Source organism: Roseibium sp., assembly GCF_965233565.1.
In the GTDB taxonomy this organism is placed as follows: domain Bacteria; phylum Pseudomonadota; class Alphaproteobacteria; order Rhizobiales; family Stappiaceae; genus Roseibium.
Genome location: NZ_OZ247494.1, coordinates 2,271,801 through 2,288,589, shown reverse-complemented (window position 1 = coordinate 2,288,589; position 16,789 = coordinate 2,271,801). Strand labels below are relative to the sequence as shown.

The following is a 16,789-nucleotide window of genomic DNA, read 5'->3' as shown; positions in this document are numbered from 1 at the left end:
GGTCCTTTCTGTCCGTATATCGGGGGATCCATTGGCCAAAGTTCTTGTTCTATTTGCCCACCCGCGACCTGACCGGTCCGAGGTGAATCTGCCGCTCTTTCAGACCGCACAATCCGTGCAGGGCGTCACCGCGAAGGATCTTTATGCCGAATATCCGGATTTCGGCATCGACGTCGACAGGGAACAGGCCCTGCTGGTCGCGCATGACGTGATTGTCTTTCAGCATCCGCTCTACTGGTATTCGACCCCGTCCATTCTCAAGGAGTGGCAGGACCTGGTACTGGAACACGGATTTGCCTATGGGCTGCACGGCAAGGCGCTGCGCGGCAAGACCCTGTTCAACGCGTTGACGACCGGTGCCAAGCCGGAGGCCTATTCCGCTGATGGCATGAACCATGCGGATCTGCGCAGCCTGCTGGCCCCGTTTGAAAAGACGGCGGACCTGTGCGGCATGCGCTACCTGGCGCCCTTCGTGATGTTTGGTGCTGGCCGGGCGGACGAGGAGAACCGGCTGAATATTCACCGCAATGCCTATGACGATCTCCTGAAAGCCCTGGTGGCGGACCGGTTCGATCTGGAAAAAGCGTCCAGCGCAGCCGTCCTGACGGACGTGCTCGATGACTTCATTTTGAAAGGGGAGGCTGTCTGATGGAGCTTTTGAGCGCAGCCTTCGTCTATCTCTGTGCCGCAGTGATCGCGGTGCCGATTGCCAATCGCCTCGGCCTGGGTTCGGTTCTGGGCTACCTGATCGCCGGTGTGGTGATCGGGCCTGTTATTGGCCTGGTTGGCTCCGAAACAACGGATGTGCAGCATTTCGCCGAATTCGGTGTGGTGATGATGCTGTTCCTGGTCGGGCTGGAACTGAAACCGGCCATGCTCTGGAAAATGCGTCAGCAACTGATCGGGCTCGGCGGCCTGCAGGTGGTCGGCACGACGGTAGTGCTGGCCGGGTTCGGCATCGCCTTCGGTCTGGCCTGGCAGAGCGCGCTGGCGCTTGGCATGATCCTGGCGCTTTCCTCCACTGCCATCGTGCTGCAGACGCTGAACGAGAAGGGCTGGCTGAAGACGCAAGGCGGGCAGAGCTCCTTCTCCGTCCTGCTGACGCAGGACATTGCCGTTATTCCGATGCTGGCGGTGCTGCCGCTGTTGGCGCTCGGTGGCAGTCACGGGGCGGACAGCCACGGCGATGGCCATGGAGGTGGCCATGGTGGTGAAGCGCTGGCCGCTCTGCCAGGCTGGGTCCAGATGCTGGTTATCCTGGCGGTGATTGCCGCGATCATCATTGCCGGCCGCCACCTGTTGCGCCCGATCTTCCGGTTCATCGCTGAAGCGCGTCTGCGGGAAATCTTCACCGCGACGGCTCTGTTGCTGGTGATCGGCATTGCCCTCCTGATGGATTTTGTCGGCCTGTCACCCGCGCTCGGCACCTTTCTGGCCGGCGTTGTCCTCTCCGACAGCGATTACCGGCACGAGCTGGAAGCCGATATCGAGCCTTTCAAGGGATTGCTGCTCGGCCTGTTCTTCCTGACCGTCGGGGCCGGTATTGATTTCAACCTGCTCTTCGGCGCGCCGCTTGTCATCGTCGGTCTGGCCCTTGGCCTGATGGCTGTGAAATTCGCGGTTCTTTTCGGGCTCGGCATGTTGTTCAAGCTGCAGGGTGCGGACCGCTGGCTATTTGCGCTTGGTCTTGCTCAGGCCGGTGAATTTGCCTTTGTCCTCTTCGGCATTGCCTCCGGCAGTGGCGTTTTTGAACGCGACCTCCTTCAGACCATGACGCTGGTGGTGGCGATTTCGATGCTGCTGACCCCGGCACTTTTCATCTTCTATGAAAAGGTCGTCGCGCCGAGGGCTGTGGCCTCGTCCGACCGTGAGCCTGACGCCATCGACAGCCGCGGGCGCGTGGTGGTTGCGGGCATGGGCCGCTATGGGCAGATCGTCTCGCGCATGCTCATGACCAGCGGCTATGACGTGGTCATTCTGGATCACGACCCGCAAACCATTGAAAACCTGCATCGCATCGGCATCCGCACCTTCTATGGCGATGCCACGCGGCCGGACCTGCTGCATGGAACCGGTCTCGACGATGCAGATGTTTTCATCGCTGCCGTCGACGACCGGGAAAAGCAGACGCTGATGGTCGAGCATGTCGCCAAGACTTATCCGAAGGTCAAGATCCTGGCGCGCGCCCGTGACCGGCACCATGTCTATGAGCTGGAAAATGCCGGCGCGCACTATGCCGAGCGCGAGGTGTTCGAAGGGGCGCTGTCTCTCGGACGGCAAGCGCTCGTTGAACTCGGCCGCCACCCTTACAGGGCGCGCAGCAAAGCGCAGGAGTTCCGGCATCACGATCTCGCGATGCTCGACGATCTGCGCACGAACTACAATGACGGCGGTGTCGACAAGTCCTATATCGACGCGATGCGCGCCCATTCCGAGACGATGTTCGAAATCATGCGGGCCGATCGCGGCGAGGAACGGCATGAACGGACGGAGCGGGGCTGGAACCCGCCACCCAAAGGCGATGCGACGCTGTGAGGGCGGAATACAAGGAGAAACTCATGACTGAGACGACCGACCAATCTCTCGATGATGTCCTGCAGATCGACATCGTATCCGATGTGGTCTGCCCCTGGTGCATTGTCGGCTTCAAGCAGCTTGAACAGGCCATCGCAGATACCGGCATTTCGGCGGCGATCAAGTGGCACCCGTTCGAGCTCAATCCGGACATGGCAGACGAGGGCGAGAACCTTCGAGAGCACATCATGCGCAAATACGGGTCTACCGCAGAGCAATCCGCGGCCGCCCGTGACCGTCTGACCGCGGTGGGTGCGGATCTCGGGTTCGAATTCCGCTTTTCCGATGACATGCGCATGGTCAACACGTTCAAGGCGCATCAGCTGATTCACTGGGCCGGCCCGGAAGGCAAGGAGCACCCGCTGAAGATGGCGCTGTTCGAGGCCTATTTCAAAGACCGCAAGGATCTGAACGATGACGCTGTTCTGGCCGAAGTTGCCACGACGGTCGGGCTTGACCGGGAGGAAGCGCTCAAGGTGCTGGAGGATGGACGCTTTGCCGACACCGTCCGCCAGGAGGAAGCCTTCTGGACCGGAAACGGTATCCAGGGTGTGCCGGCTGTCATTTTCGAGCGGCGCCACCTGATTACCGGGGCGCAGGGCGCTGACAACTACGCATCGATCATCCGACAGCTGGTGGACGGCGAGGCGGCATAAGTCACCGTCTCTGAAAATTGCCCCACCCACAAGCCTTTTCAGGATCGCGCTGCAATTGAGGAAGCACGATGCCAATACGGTTTGTCATCCCCGCGAAGGCGGGGACCCAGTAACCACAGGGTTGAGTTGGATTTCCAACAGCTTCTGTCAGGGCGTACTGGATACCGGTTTTGACGCTTGCGCGTCAAACCGGGATGACAATTGAGAGGGTCTCGAGTGTCAGAGAAAAGTTGTTTGAGCTCAGGCCTTCACAGCCTCTCGAACAGGAAGCCTTCTGGTTCAATCAGTCCGGCCGGGGCCCCGGTGGCTCGGCACCGCAATTGACCTAGATCCTGAGAGCTTCCATATCGTGGCAGCGAACGCTGCCCGACAGTTCATCGGATACGATACCGGCTTCCTCACAGAGCTGCCCATAGATCCGCTTCGGGCCTGTTCGTCGTTCGAGTTGAACACCCGTCGGGACGCAGCAAGTGTTCCGACCCGCCGCCTTTCGAGATTCATTTCGCTCGCACGATGCTCGGGAAGGTCCGGCGGGATTTTCCGAAAACAGGAATCTTAGTTTCTGTTTCGCGAATTGCGGGCAATATGGTTAATCTTGCAACCTTATTAACACGTTGAAATCAATTGTGAAAATTTTTCACGAAGGACTGGCCTCCGGTTTGCCACTTGCATTCCAGGACACTCTAACTGGAGGCAATGACATGACGCTCTATCTTTCTGACACGGTGAAAAACAACAAGCGCCAGAACAAACCTTGCCAGCATACCGGCCTGAGACAATTCCCGACCACAAAACTCGGTCTGGCGCGCCACTACAAACCTGTCGGGATTGCAGCCTTGTCTGCAGCAGCATTGTGCATGAAGAAGGCCCGAACGACCGAGAGGCGAACTGTCAGCTGACAGGAGCGCGGACAATGCGACGACAGCAAGAGGGCCGGATTTCCCGGCCCTTTCGCTTATTTCGGCTCAAACAAGACACCTGCCGCCTCAATTTTGCCTGCCGGTGTTTCGGCGGCTTCAGCACCATAATTGACCCAGATCCTGAGATCGTCTGTATCGCGGCAACGAACACCGCCCGAAAGTTCAGTGGTTCCGATGCCTGCTTCCGCGCAGAGCTGCGTATAGATCCGCTTGAGGGCGTGTTCATCACCCCAGCCGCCGACATAGGTCAGGTTCTCCTGGCGGATAACGGCCGGCGCGCCGGTTTCCAGTTCCAGAACTGTTTCTGCGGCGGTTTCCAGTTCCTCGCGATAGCCGACAAAAGCCCCTCCGCCTTTCAGCGGCATCGGCATGTCCGGGCGCAGGCTTTCCACGCGCGATACGGCGAGCTCCAGGCCGGGCATGTCGGGTGGCAATGGAACGGGAATGACCATATCGGCATTGCGGGCGGCGGAACGTGGTCCCAGCACGACGTCCGCATCGGCTTCCGCCAGAGCCTGTTTCAGGTCCTGGGGCATGTAGATCAGGCCGGGGGCGGCCACGATCCTGTAGCCGGTGAAGTCCCGGGTCTCTCCGCGCAGGATATCGACGGAGAGGCCGAGTTTGCGCAGCGCCTTGTAGGTGTCGAAGACACATTGGAAATAGGAAAGACCCGATCCATGCGGCTGGGTCGCCCAGGCAAAATCGGCGTCATAGTCGAACAGGAGGGCGACCGGCGCCTGCGGGGCGGAAACGTCCGGGGCCTTGCGCAGTTCATCTGCCACCTGCCGGGCCTCGATCAGCGCGGGCGCATCGGCATTGTCCGGCCGCAGCATGCCGGCATGCATCTGTTCCTGGGCAAAGGGAGCCTGGCGCCAACGGAAATAGCAGACTGCCTCGGCGCCGTGGGCATAGGCCTCCCAGGCCCAGAGCCGCATCATGCCGGGCAGGGGGGCCGGATTGTATGGGGCCCAGTTGACCGGGCCTGGCTGCTGTTCCATCACCCACCAGCGGCCTTTGCCGACGGCGCGGTAAAGATCGTGGTGGAAGGCCTGAAAATCCGGATCGCCCTGGCGCATATAGGTCCGTTGATGATCGGCGTCGGCGCCGACCCGGTCTTCCAGAAAGCCGAGCGGATAGCTGTCCCAGGTGGCGATGTCGAGATCATCACCGACCTTGAAATGATCGAATTCGGTGATCCGGCCCATGTAGTTGTGGCTGATCGGGGCATCTGAATGCGCCCGGATGATGTCGACCTGGCGCCTGTTGAAGACGGCGACCTGATCGGAGGAAAACCGCCGAAACGCAAGCGTGTGCGACGGGTTCGGTTCGGTCACCGTCAGGTTGGGCAGATCGATCTCGTCAAAGGACGCGTAGTCCATCGACCAGAACACATTGCCCCAGGCGCGGTTGAGGGCCTCTATCGAACCGTATCGGTTCTGGAGCCAGATCCGGAAGCCCCGGCGGGCTGCGCCTGAATAGGAGATGACCGTGTCGTGGCAACCATATTCATTGTCTGTCTGCCAGGCCGCCAGATGCGGGTTCCTGCCATAGCGCTCGGCGATCAATCGCACGATACGGTCGCTCTCTTCCCGAAAGCCCTCATGGGAAAAGCAGTAATGTCTGCGGGAGCCGAATTTGCGCGGATGACCATTGGCGTCGACGGCGACCATGTCGGGATGTTTGTCAATCATCCAGCGCGGTGGTGTTGCCGTCGGCGTGCCGAGCACAACTTTCAGACCCGCCCGGCCGAGCGTGTCGATGGCACGATCCAGCCAGTCGAATTGCAGATCGTCCCGTACCGGTTCAAGCCGTGACCAGGCAAACTCGCCGATCCTGACCCAGGTCAGTCCGGTTTCTGCCATGCGGCGGGCGTCCGCCTCCCACATCTCTTCCGGCCAGTGTTCCGGATAATAACAGGTGCCAAGGGTGCGTTTCATGACGATTGCTCACTGATGCTTCGTGCTGCAACGCTCATCCAAGTGGGGATGCGTCGCCAGACATTCTGTGTCTTCCCCGCGAAGGCGGGGAGAGAGACCCCTTCGCAGGGTCATTGATTTGTTGCCTTTGCCGTTGCCCAGGAGATTTGGGTTCCGAAACTCGCTGCGCGCCGTCCGGGACGACAATGGTATGGGATAAGGTGTTTGTCCTAAAGCACCACCCGGTGCTCGTTCTGGCCCTTGACGCCGACTTCTGCGACATAGGTCCTGCCTTCCTCGTCCCCGGAAAGGCCGTCGGCGGCCGTCGTGGAAAAGAGTGACGTTAGGTCGCTTCCGCCAAAGGCTGGACAGGTGGCCTGTTTGCCCGGCAAGGAAACGGCGTCGACAAAGCGGCCGTCGAGGGCGTAGCGGGCGACCCGGCTTGCGCCCCACTGGGCGTTCCAGAGACATCCGTCTGCGTCGACAACGGCACCATCCGGATTGAGATCCTCTGCGCTCAGATCCACGAAAGATTCGGGGCTGCCTGTCGGCCAGCCGGCATCGTCTAGCGCGACCTTCTGGATGACCTGCGTTTCCGTATCGGCGAAATAGGCGGTCTTGCCGTCCGGGGCAAAGCAGATGGCGTTGGAAATGGTGATGTCTCCAAACAGCTTGTGGAGCTGGCCGTGTTGGAAGCGGTAGATCGCGCCGGCGCCCTTTTCGGCGTTGATGCCCATGGTGCCGATCCAGAAGCCCCCTTTCGGATCCGCCCGGCCGTCATTTGATCGGGTGACCGGGTTGTCGGCTTCCAGGTCGCAGAGCTTTTCGGAGGCGCCCGTGTCGAGATTGAACAGGAACAGCTTGCTCTGGCTGGCAATCATCAATTCGGACCGGTTCACCCAGCCTGCGGCGGACACATATTCGTCGAACTGCCAGACGAGCGGCGTGTCACCCTCACGGGACAGCAATTGCCGGTTCAAAATGTCGAACCAGAACATCTGTTGGCGCTCGGGATGCCAAAGCGGTCCCTCGCCAAGAGTGCACCGGCGATCATCAAATACCCTGGTCATGAAAGTCACCCGTTGTCAGAAACCGCCGCATCATAGGCTGCAACAATCGTTTCCGCACGGCTCCTGATCTCCGCGACCGAGAAACCGGGCTTGTAGAGCGCGGTGCCGATGCCGAAGCCGGCGGCGCCGGCACGGATCCAGTCGGCAAAATTGTCTGGGCCGGCACCGCCGACCGCGTAGGTCGGCGTCCCCTTCGGCAAGACCGCCAGCATGGCCTTGAGGCCGTCGGGGCCGATCTGGGCCGCGGGGAAGAACTTCAGTCCGTCGGCGCCGTTGCGCAGGGCAGTGAAGCATTCTGTTGGCGTCATGACACCTGGAAACGAAGACATGCCACAAATCTTGGTGGCGCGAATGACATCGGGATTGCAGTCCGGCGAGACGATCAACGTGCCGCCTACGGACTTGACGTCGTTCACCTGGTCAGGTTCCAGGACCGTTCCAGCACCGATTTCAGCGCGGTCGGAGAAGCTCGCAGCCATGGAGCCAATGCTTTTCAGAGGGTAGGGCGAATTGAGCGGAACCTCGATGCGGGTGATGCCGGTGTCGATCAGCGCTTCGGTGACGGGAAGTGCTTCGTCCGGCGTAATACCTCGCAAAATGGCGATCAGATTGCGGCTCATGATGATCCTTTGGAAAAAGAAGAATAGGCAAGGGCAAGGCCGCGCAAGGTGATACTGCCGGCATCCAGCATTTGCACCTGATAGCCGAGACAGCCAAGCGCGCTGCGATAGCTCGTGGCGATCCTGTCGCTTCCGAGCAGAACGACATCGTCCAGATTGAAATTGTCACGCACGGCTGCCAGTTCGGCGCCGATCAAAAGCCCGGACAGGCGGCCGCTGGCCTCTTCCGGTGTCTGGCCGGCGATCAGACCGGCAGCACGTACGGCGAAAAGGTCGGACGCAAACCCGGAGGGTGTTTCGACCGTTTTGACCACGGCATCGCGGAACGCATCCATGTTGAGAGTACCGCTGGCCAATCCGTGACGCAGGACCGAGTGTTCGGAATAAAGGGCGAAGCTTTCGCCGGTCATGAAGGTCTGGAAGCGCTCCACCCTGCCATCTTCCAGGGCGACCCATTTTGAATGTGTGCCTGGAAGGCAGAGAGTTCCGGAAAAGGCGGTGTGGTCGGCCAGAAATCCCGCGATCTGGGTTTCCTCGCCGCGCATGACGTCGGGCGGAGCCATCTGCTTGATGCCCGGCAGTATGCGCACGTCAAGCCGCGCGTCTTCGGATGATACGATCGTAGCATCGTCAATGGTTGGCGGTGCACAGGGCGCGGACTTGTAAGGGGCCTCTGCCCAGCCCTGACGGGAGCCGGCCATGCCGCAGATAATGACGGGCAGACTGCCGTTGGAGGGAAGGAGATCGGAAATCAGATCCAGCAGGGCCGGCTCGAACCCATCCCTGTTGAGCTTGCCCATGCCCCTGTCCGACTGGCGGTGCGCGCGTATGTCACCAGCAGCGTCAAGCGCCCAGATACGCAGATTGGTCGTGCCCCAATCCGCTGCGATCCAGGCAATTTCCGTTCCCGTTGTCATCCCGTCACCACGACGCCACCGTCAACCACCATGGATTGGCCGGTCATGGCCTTGCTGGCCCTGGATGCCAGGAACAGCACCGGATCGATCATGTCTTCCGGCGCTAGTTCTTCTTTGAGGCATTGGCGGTCGATGTGAGCAGCAAGGCCTTCCGGCGTCACCCACATGTCCTTCTGTTTCTGGGTCAGGACCCAACCCGGCGCGATGGCATTGACACGGATGTTGTCCGGGCCGAATTCGCGGGCCAGGCTGCGGGTCAGGCCATTGATGCCGGAGTTCGCGGTCGTGTAGGCCGGATATCCGGCGTTGCCCATCATGTAGGAAATCGAGGTGAAGTTGACGATCGAGCCGCCGCCTGCAGCCCGCATTCCCGGCACTACGTGCTGACAGGCAAAGAAATAGGCTTTCAGGTTGATCGCCTGGGACCAGTCCCAGAATTCCTCGTCGACTTCCTCGGTCGTGTGCCGCTTGTCGTTGGCCGCATTGTTGACCAGAACGGTCACCGGACCGTGTGCTTCCGCGGACTTGTCGAGGGACGCCTTGAGGGCTGTCATGTCGGTGATGTCGCACGGGAGATAAAGCGGCCGGCGGCCGTGCTTCTGTTCCATCTCGTCGCAAAAGGCCGAGGCGTCGGAGCGCTGCACGAAGGCAACCTTCGCCCCCTGGGCGAGAAAGCCGTCGGTCAGGGAAGCGCCAATGCCGGAGCCGCCGCCGGTGATGAAAACCGAAGCGTCCTTGAGATCCGGAAAATTCGCGTACATGGACGGTCCTCTGTTCGGTTTGGCGGCAACGCCGCTCTATTGATATTCGAAGTGCAACAGCACTCAGAGCCGCTGGCCTTCCAGCACCCAGATTGTGTCCGGGAACCGCCAGGGCAGCGTCAGGCCATGGGACATCAGATACTGTCCGCTGACCTCAAGATCTTCTGTTTTCAGGAAAGGCGATCCGCGTGAAAGCCGCGGGGCCTGATCGCGATTGGCGAGAGATACCTTGTATAGGCTTGCCGGGTCCAGCCCCGTCAGCCGCACCGGATGCGGCAGGATCTGGTCGGAAGCACGTATCAGGGCTGCGAACACTGCAAATCGGTCGCCGTTTTCGGCCAGCTGCTGTTCGGCAATCACGGCCGGGTCGGAGCTGTCGAGGCGCAAGATGTCGGCACGCATCATCCAGTCCCGATTGGATTTCCACCAGGACGTGACCTCACGCAGGACATCGGTTTCCTCTTCCGTCAGCTCGCTCGGGTCCATCTCGAAGCCCATGTGCCTTTGGGCTGCAGTCCAGGCACGGATCCGGATGTCCAGCGTTCGGCCGGAGGTGTGGCAGCGGCGTGGTCCGACATGGGAACCGGTGACAGCGGCGGGTAGAAAGAGGGCCGCGTCATGCTGGATGCGCTGGCGTTCCAGGGCATCGTTGCTGTCTGACAGCCAGACCCGCTGGGTGCGCTCCAGGATGCCGAAATCAATGCGTCCGCCGCCGGAGGCGCAGCTTTCGATTTCGACCTGTGGGAAGTCAGCCCGCAGCCGATCGATCAGCTGATAAACGCCTTCGGTCTGAGCGGCATCGACAAGCGGCAGGACCCGGTTATGGTCCCACTTGATGTAACCGATGTCATTGTCGCGAAGGATAGCGGCGATCTGGTCATGAAGATGGGTGCGGACGTCCTCGCGTGCCATGTCGAGCACCAGCTGCTGCCGGCCCCGGGTCTGGTCGGACGGGCCGAGCACCCAGTCGGGGTGCGCGCGGTAAAGGTTGCTGTCCTCGTTGATCATCTCCGGTTCGAACCAGAGGCCGAATTCGAGGCCGAGCGCTTTGACATGGTCGATGAGCGGGGTCAGGCCGTCCGGATATTTCCGGCCGTCGATGATCCAGTCGCCAAGAGAGGACGTGTCGTCGTCTCTCAGGCCGAACCAGCCGTCGTCCAGCACAAAGCGCTCGGCACCCAGGCCCGCCGCATGCGTGGCAATGGCTTTGAGTTCATCAAGCTTGTGATCGAAATAGACCGCTTCCCAGCAATTGTAGTGCACCGGCCGAGGCGTGCGCATGTCCTGGACGATCGCATCCCGAACATGGCGCTGGAAACGGATGGCCGCACCGTTGAAACCGCCTGCCGAATAGGTGGCATAAAGCGGCGCTGTCACGAAATGCCGCCCTGCGGCCTGCGAACCGCCGGCATGGCCGAACTGGACCTGACGGCGGCCGTCGGCAAGTTCTTCGGCGACCATCCTGTGTCCGCCGGACCAGCCATAATGAAAGGCAAAAGCCTCGCCCTGCGTGTTGGATGTGCCGGGGGTGCAGACGATCAGACCCGGGAAATGGGCATGGTCCGTGCGTCCGCTGCGATTGTCACGCAGGCGTGCGCCCGGCGCAAACGGCAGGCGGCGGGTCAGGAATTCCGCGCACCAGCGGCCGGAAAACTCGATCATCTCCCCGGTATGGGCCGGGACGGGTAGAACGGGGGCGGCAAGCCAGTCAACCTGGACGATGTCCGCGCTTTCCAGCCTGGTCTGCAGTTTCAGGAGCGACGTTTCCGGCGTCAGCGTCAGATCGAGAACAAGGGTGAGGTCGAGCGCCTTGTCGGCAAAGACAAGGGTCAGGCCGTGCTCCGATGCAGCCTCGCTTTCATATCGGAAGGCCGGCGCCAGCGGATTGCCGTCCCGGCTCCGGACCGTCAGCCCGGTCTGTCCAGGAAATGTCTGCGAGGCTTCCGGGCACAGGCTGATGGCCGCATTTTCATCGACCATGCCACCGGTAACATCCATGAGCGAGGCTGCCGAAAGCGTCTTGTGGGACTCGCCTGTGGGAAGGGCTGGGCCCCAATAGACGGCTTCCGGCAACCTGTTGTCAAAGCTGGCCAGCACCAGGCTCTGGTGCGGATCCCCCAGATGCCAGGTCTTCACGGGCAGGTTGATCACTTCACGGCTCCGAGTGTGAGGCCGGCAATGAAGTGCCGCTGCATCAGGAAGAACATGGCGACCGGCGGCAGGGCCGCGACGATCGAGCCGGCGCTCATCAGGTGATAGGCGGCCCGGTACTGGGCATTGAAAGAGGTAATGCCGGCAGTCACGGGCTGGCTTTCGACGCCCTGGGTCAGGACAACCGCCCAGAAATAGTCGTTCCAGATGAAGGTGAAGATCAGGACGGACAGAGCGGCAATGGCCGGTTTCATCAGCGGCAGCACCACGTACCAGAAGATCTTCCACTCTGCGATGCCTTCAACCCGGGCCGCCTCGATAAGCTCGAAAGGCAATGCGCGGATGAAGTTGCGCATGAAAAGGGTGCAGAAGCCTGTCTGGAAGGCGATGTGGAACAGCACCAGGCCGGTGATCGTGTTGTAGAGACCCATCTGCAGGGTGAGGTCGCGGACCGGCACCATCAGGATCTGGAACGGCACGAAGTTGCCGGCGACGAACATGAAGAAGATCCAGATATTCGCCTTGAACTTGTAGATGCCGAGCGCAAAGCCGGTCATGCAGGACAGGGCCACCGCCCCGATCACGGTCGGAATGGTGATCTTGAACGAGTTCAGGAGATATTGAGGCATGTCCGAGCCGGTGAAGACCAGCGCGTAGTTGGTAAAGCCCTCGAAGGAGGAGGGCCAGCCCCAGTAATTGGCGTTGGCGAAATCCGCATCCGGCTTGACGGAGAAGATTGCGACCGCGATCAGCGGCAGCAGCCACAGGATCAGTGCCAGGGGCAGGAGGGCCTGGTAGGTGATCTGCCAGGAGCGGGGCGAGCGTTCAATCGGTGTCGGAAACATCTCAGCGCGCCCTTTCTTCTTTGTACATCGACCACAGGAAGTAGGCGATGAAGGCCAGCATGATCAGGAACAGCACTACGGCAATGGCAGCGCCATAGCCCATGCGGAAGCCGTATTCGGAGAGCGCGACCTCGAACATGTAGAAGCTGAGCACCCGGCTGGCGCCAAACGGACCGCCATTGGTCATGACGGAGATCAGGTCGAAGGAGCGCAGGGCGCCGATGATGGTCACGACGAAAGCGATGAAGGTCGCCGGGCGGAGCTGCGGCACGATGATGTACCAGAGCATGCGCCAGCCCTTGGCGCCATCCAGGCGCCCGGCTTCGATCTGCTCCGGGTCGACCGCGTTCAGGCCCGTGAGATAGAGGATCATGCAATAGGCGGTCTGGGGCCAGAGGCCGGCAACGATAATGCCGACCGTGACCCAGTTCTCGTCGCCAAGCACGTTCACTGGCGGCAGTCCGACGGCGCCGAGCAGCACGTTCAGGATGCCGAAAGTCGGATCGTAGAACCAGGTGAAGACGAGGCCGACGACCACCTGGGAGATCACGAAAGGAAAGAAAAACAGTGACTTGTAAAGCCGGATGCCGGTGACGGTCTGGTTCAGGAAAAGCGCGATGAACAGGCCGGCCGGGATTGCCAGAAGATAGAGCAACAGCCAGATGACATTGTTCTTCAGCGACGTGTAGAACGCGTCGTCATAGTAGAGTTCTTCGTAATTGTAGAGACCGACAAATTCCGCCTGTCCCAGTCCGTCCCATTCGAAAAGGGACAAGTTGAAGGACTGGAAGATCGGGAAGATCACATAGAACAGGAAAAACAGGATCCCCGGGGCCAGGAACAGCCAGGGTGTCAGCTGTTGCTGGTTGCGGTGCCACCAGGAACTCTGGCGGGCCTCCGTGACGGTCGCTTGGGCCATTGTCGTGAACTCTTGGGCGCGTTGGCTAAACGGTAAAGAGGACGGGGAGAGGTCTCCCCGTCCGCGCGCGTTAGACGGCGCTTACTTGTAGATGCGCTCCTGAGCGCGATCCAGGCGGTCCAGGATCCGGTCCAGATTGTCCGGCTTGACCATGAACTCCTGCAGGCCTTCCATGGCAACCTTGGCCATTTCAGCCGGTGCGTCGCGGTCGAAGAACTGCGCAACGCCACCCGGAGAATTGGTCGACAGCATTTCAAAGCCCTGCTCCAGGAACTTGTCGCTGTCCACGGAGGACTTGGAGTTCACCGGAAGCTGACCGAGGTTCTTGCCGTCGTTGATCCAGGTCTGGACATCGGCGGACGCCACATATTTCAGGAATTCGCGTGCGTTTTCCTTGTTTTCGGCATTGGCCGGAATGTGGAACGTATCGGTCGGTGCGTCTTCAGCCTTTTCGACGCCCGGGGTGATTTCAACAAACTGGTAGAAATCGAGCTGGTCGTCGGTGAGGCCCGCATCGCGGAGCGGTGCAACGGCGAAGTTGCCCATCAGGTAGGCGGTGGCATCACCCTTGACCATGAACGGCAGGGCTTCCTGCCAGGAATAGGTCTGGTGATTGTCGATGAACGCGCCCATGTCGATGAGTTCACGCCAGTTCGCAAATGTCTGGCGAACCTTGTCGGACGTCCACTTTTCCTTGCCGGTCAGCAGATCCATGTGGAAGTCGAAGCCGTTGGTGCGCATGTTCAGGTAGTCGAACCAGCCGCCGGCCGTCCAGAGGAACTTGGTGCCGATGGTGTAGCACTTCTTGCCAGCATCGATGATCTTCTGGCAGTTGGCTTTTTCTTCTTCCCAGGTTGTCGGTTCTGACAGGCCCAGTTCGTCGAAGATGTCTTTGCGGTAGTAAACGCCCCACTGATAGTAGGTGTAGGGCACGCCCCACTGCTTGCCGTCAATGGTCATCGCGCCTTTCGTGGAGGCAAGGTTCTCACCGAGTTCCGTGCCGTCCCAAAGGTCTGACACATCTTCAAAGAGACCGGCTTCCACGTAAGGACGCATGCGGTTCGCGGCATACCAGGTGGCAACATCCGGCGCGTTTGCAGACAGGAAGTTGCGGATCTGGGTCTTGTAGGCTTCCCGGTCGATCACCGTGGTTTCGATGGTGAGGTCCGGATTCAGTTCCTGAAAGTCCGCGATCATCTTTTCCATGGTCGCACGGGGCGCCGGATTCGATGTGTCGAGGAAGATTTTCAGATTGCCGGTCAGGCCGTCAGCAGATGCAGCGCCCATCGCGGTTGCCAACATGGCAAATGCCGCTACGGACGTTTTCAGCATGGAACGCATGGTGTCCTCCCTTGTGGTTCCATTATGTGAAACTTAGTTTTGTATATTGATACTTTGATGCGAACGGGGTAGGTTGTCAACAGGTCCGACGTAAAGAAACGGACGAATGGAGGAATGAATGAACAAACAGGCGGGCCCGACGACCGGCGACGGCACGGTGGGAAAGGCGTTGGAAGTTCTGGATCGTGTGGCGGCCGTCGGCCGGCCGGTGCGGTTCTCCGAACTCCTGGCGGACAGCACCCACCCCAAGGCAACGCTTTACCGGCTTTTGCAGACCCTGGTGAGCCAGGGCATGCTGGCCTATGACGACACGGCGCAGACCTATTCGCTTGGCATCCGGCTGGTGCGTCTTGCGCATGCGGCCTGGCGGCAGAGCTCGATTGCGCCGATCGCGCGGCCCTTCGTGACGACCCTTTCCGAAGCCGCCGGCGAGACCGTTCACCTGGCGCAACTTGACAGTGGCCAGGTGCTTTATGTCGATAAGCGCAATCCACTCAATGCCATCGACATGTATTCGCAGGCCGGCAAGGTCGGTCCGGCTTATTGCACCGGTGTCGGCAAGGCGCTGATGGCGTTTCTGGAACCCTCCGAACTCGACCACGTGCTGCGCAAGCAGTCCTTTTATGCCTATACGCCCGCGACCCTCAGCACAGAAGCTGCCCTGCGTGCCGATCTGGACCAGATCCGCAAGGAAGGTGTTGCTTTTGACCGCGAGGAGCACGAGCCGGGCATTATCTGCATTGCCGCACCGATCCTGAATTCAAAGGGCAGGCCCATCGGGGCCCTGTCTGTCACCACATCCACACAACGGAAGAACCTGGAGCAACTCCTCGACGTGCGCCCGGTTCTGCTCGACACCGCGTCCAAGATCGCTTCGGCGGTCGAAGACTGGCAGTTCCCCGTCTGAACCTTGTCCTGGGAGAGAGAATTTCATGTCTGGCGTCACACTGACAAAAGCCGTCAAGCAATATGGCGATCTGGAAGTCATTCACGGGGTGGATCTGCAGATTGAGCATGGCGAATTCTGCGTCTTTGTCGGCCCGTCCGGCTGCGGCAAGTCCACGCTGTTGCGCATGATTGCCGGCCTGGAGGAAACCACCGCAGGGCAGATCCAGATCGGCGGGCGGGATGTGACGCGTGTCGATCCGGCCGAGCGCGGCGTTGCCATGGTGTTTCAGACCTATGCGCTCTACCCGCATATGACGGTCGAAGAGAACATGGGTTTCGGGCTGAAGATGAATGGCCACCCCAAGGCCGAGATCCAGGAAAAGGTCGCCGAAGCCAGCCGGATCCTTAAACTCGACCCCTATCTGAAGCGCAAGCCGAAGGCGCTTTCCGGTGGCCAGCGCCAGCGTGTTGCCATTGGGCGGGCCATCGTGCGTGGACCGGAAGTCTTCCTGTTCGACGAACCCCTGTCCAACCTGGATGCGGAGCTGCGCGTCGACATGCGTGTCGAAATTGCCCGCCTGCACAAGGATATCGGCGCCACCATGATCTACGTGACCCACGACCAGGTCGAGGCGATGACGCTGGCCGACAAGATCGTGGTGCTGCGCGGCGGTAATATCGAACAGGTCGGTTCGCCGATGCAGCTCTATGCCGATCCCGACAACAAGTTCGTCGCCGGTTTCATCGGGTCACCGAGCATGAACTTTGTCGAAGGCGTTGCCGGTGAGGGGGCTGTCAGCATTGCCGCCTTCGGCGATGTCTCCGTACCGACTTCCGTCACCTTGCCGGCCAAGGGAGAAAAGGTGCTGGTCGGCCTGCGTCCGCAGCATCTGCAGGTCTCAGCCGCGAGCGAAGGGGCCAAGGTGGACCTGTGCGAGCAGCTCGGCGGTGTTGCCTATTCCTACATCATCTGCCCGACCGGAGAACGTGTGATCGTCGAGACCAAGGGCGAAGATGCGCCTGTTTCCGACGGGAGGGTTTCCTTCAGCTTCGACCCGGCCTCGGCGCTGTTCTTCGATGCCAAGACGGAACAGAGGTTGCGTTAGAAATCTCCCGCCTGCTGAAGCTATCTGCAAGAGTTTGCTGGTGATGTGCTTGTCCGAAAGAAGGGGCAGGCGCCACTGCAATTCTGCGGGCTGATCATGTCCTGC

15 protein-coding genes are annotated in these 16,789 nt (G+C 60.5%); 6 read left to right on the top strand and 9 right to left on the bottom strand.

Annotated elements, in window-relative coordinates; genetic code table 11:
- The first annotated feature begins 31 nt into the window (after window positions 1–31).
- The 4 genes from ACO6TG_RS10505 (at window position 32) to ACO6TG_RS10490 (ending at window position 4,129) form a co-directional block, all read left to right on the top strand.
- Window positions 32–649, top strand: coding sequence for an NAD(P)H-dependent oxidoreductase (locus ACO6TG_RS10505; protein ID WP_094072346.1), 618 nt, complete (start codon window positions 32–34; stop codon window positions 647–649).
- Window positions 649–2,535: a monovalent cation:proton antiporter-2 (CPA2) family protein gene (locus ACO6TG_RS10500; RefSeq protein ID WP_422378129.1), complete on the top strand. Its 1,887-nt coding sequence runs from the start codon at window positions 649–651 to the stop codon at window positions 2,533–2,535. Before ACO6TG_RS10505 ends, ACO6TG_RS10500 begins: the two co-directional genes overlap by 1 nt.
- A 23-nt stretch (window positions 2,536–2,558) precedes the next feature.
- Window positions 2,559–3,230, top strand: coding sequence for a DsbA family oxidoreductase (locus ACO6TG_RS10495; protein ID WP_422378128.1), 672 nt, complete (start codon window positions 2,559–2,561; stop codon window positions 3,228–3,230).
- A 701-nt stretch (window positions 3,231–3,931) separates the two neighbouring features.
- The gene (locus tag ACO6TG_RS10490; protein WP_422378127.1) at window positions 3,932–4,129 is read left to right on the top strand and encodes a hypothetical protein; all 198 of its coding nucleotides are present in this window, start codon (window positions 3,932–3,934) and stop codon (window positions 4,127–4,129) included.
- 56 nt (window positions 4,130–4,185) lie between these two features.
- On the opposite strand, the gene ACO6TG_RS10485 is transcribed toward ACO6TG_RS10490, so the two are convergent.
- The 9 genes from ACO6TG_RS10485 to ACO6TG_RS10445 form a co-directional block, all read right to left on the bottom strand.
- Complete coding sequence (locus ACO6TG_RS10485; RefSeq protein WP_422378126.1) at window positions 4,186–6,087, bottom strand: beta-galactosidase; 1,902 nt, start codon at window positions 6,085–6,087, stop codon at window positions 4,186–4,188.
- A gap of 209 nt (window positions 6,088–6,296) precedes the next feature.
- On the bottom strand, window positions 6,297–7,136 hold the full coding sequence (locus ACO6TG_RS10480; protein ID WP_422378125.1) for an SMP-30/gluconolactonase/LRE family protein: 840 nt from the start codon (window positions 7,134–7,136) through the stop codon (window positions 6,297–6,299).
- Between the two features lie 5 nt (window positions 7,137–7,141).
- On the bottom strand, window positions 7,142–7,756 hold the full coding sequence (locus ACO6TG_RS10475; RefSeq protein WP_422378124.1) for a 2-dehydro-3-deoxy-6-phosphogalactonate aldolase: 615 nt from the start codon (window positions 7,754–7,756) through the stop codon (window positions 7,142–7,144).
- Entirely contained in the window at window positions 7,753–8,673 is a 921-nt protein-coding gene (locus ACO6TG_RS10470; RefSeq protein WP_422378123.1) for a 2-dehydro-3-deoxygalactonokinase, read from the bottom strand. Before ACO6TG_RS10470 ends, ACO6TG_RS10475 begins: the two co-directional genes overlap by 4 nt.
- On the bottom strand, window positions 8,670–9,434 hold the full coding sequence (locus ACO6TG_RS10465) for an SDR family NAD(P)-dependent oxidoreductase (RefSeq protein WP_422378122.1): 765 nt from the start codon (window positions 9,432–9,434) through the stop codon (window positions 8,670–8,672). Before ACO6TG_RS10465 ends, ACO6TG_RS10470 begins: the two co-directional genes overlap by 4 nt.
- A gap of 63 nt (window positions 9,435–9,497) precedes the next feature.
- Window positions 9,498–11,585, bottom strand: coding sequence for an alpha-galactosidase (locus ACO6TG_RS10460; protein WP_422378121.1), 2,088 nt, complete (start codon window positions 11,583–11,585; stop codon window positions 9,498–9,500).
- Complete coding sequence (locus tag ACO6TG_RS10455) at window positions 11,582–12,430, bottom strand: carbohydrate ABC transporter permease (protein WP_422378120.1); 849 nt, start codon at window positions 12,428–12,430, stop codon at window positions 11,582–11,584. The genes ACO6TG_RS10460 and ACO6TG_RS10455 overlap by 4 nt, the downstream gene beginning before the upstream one ends.
- Window position 12,431: 1 nt before the next feature.
- Window positions 12,432–13,349 carry a carbohydrate ABC transporter permease gene (locus ACO6TG_RS10450; RefSeq protein WP_422378119.1) on the bottom strand — a complete coding sequence of 306 codons (918 nt, stop codon included), beginning with the start codon at window positions 13,347–13,349 and terminating at the stop codon, window positions 12,432–12,434.
- Between the two features lie 81 nt (window positions 13,350–13,430).
- On the bottom strand, window positions 13,431–14,690 hold the full coding sequence (locus ACO6TG_RS10445) for an ABC transporter substrate-binding protein (RefSeq protein ID WP_422378118.1): 1,260 nt from the start codon (window positions 14,688–14,690) through the stop codon (window positions 13,431–13,433).
- Between the two features lie 118 nt (window positions 14,691–14,808).
- Between ACO6TG_RS10445 and ACO6TG_RS10440 the strand changes: the two genes are divergently transcribed.
- Together ACO6TG_RS10440 and ACO6TG_RS10435 are read left to right on the top strand one after the other, a co-directional pair.
- On the top strand, window positions 14,809–15,597 hold the full coding sequence (locus ACO6TG_RS10440) for an IclR family transcriptional regulator (protein ID WP_422378117.1): 789 nt from the start codon (window positions 14,809–14,811) through the stop codon (window positions 15,595–15,597).
- 25 nt (window positions 15,598–15,622) lie between these two features.
- On the top strand, window positions 15,623–16,684 hold the full coding sequence (locus tag ACO6TG_RS10435) for an ABC transporter ATP-binding protein (RefSeq protein WP_422378116.1): 1,062 nt from the start codon (window positions 15,623–15,625) through the stop codon (window positions 16,682–16,684).
- Window positions 16,685–16,789: the final 105 nt, after the last annotated feature.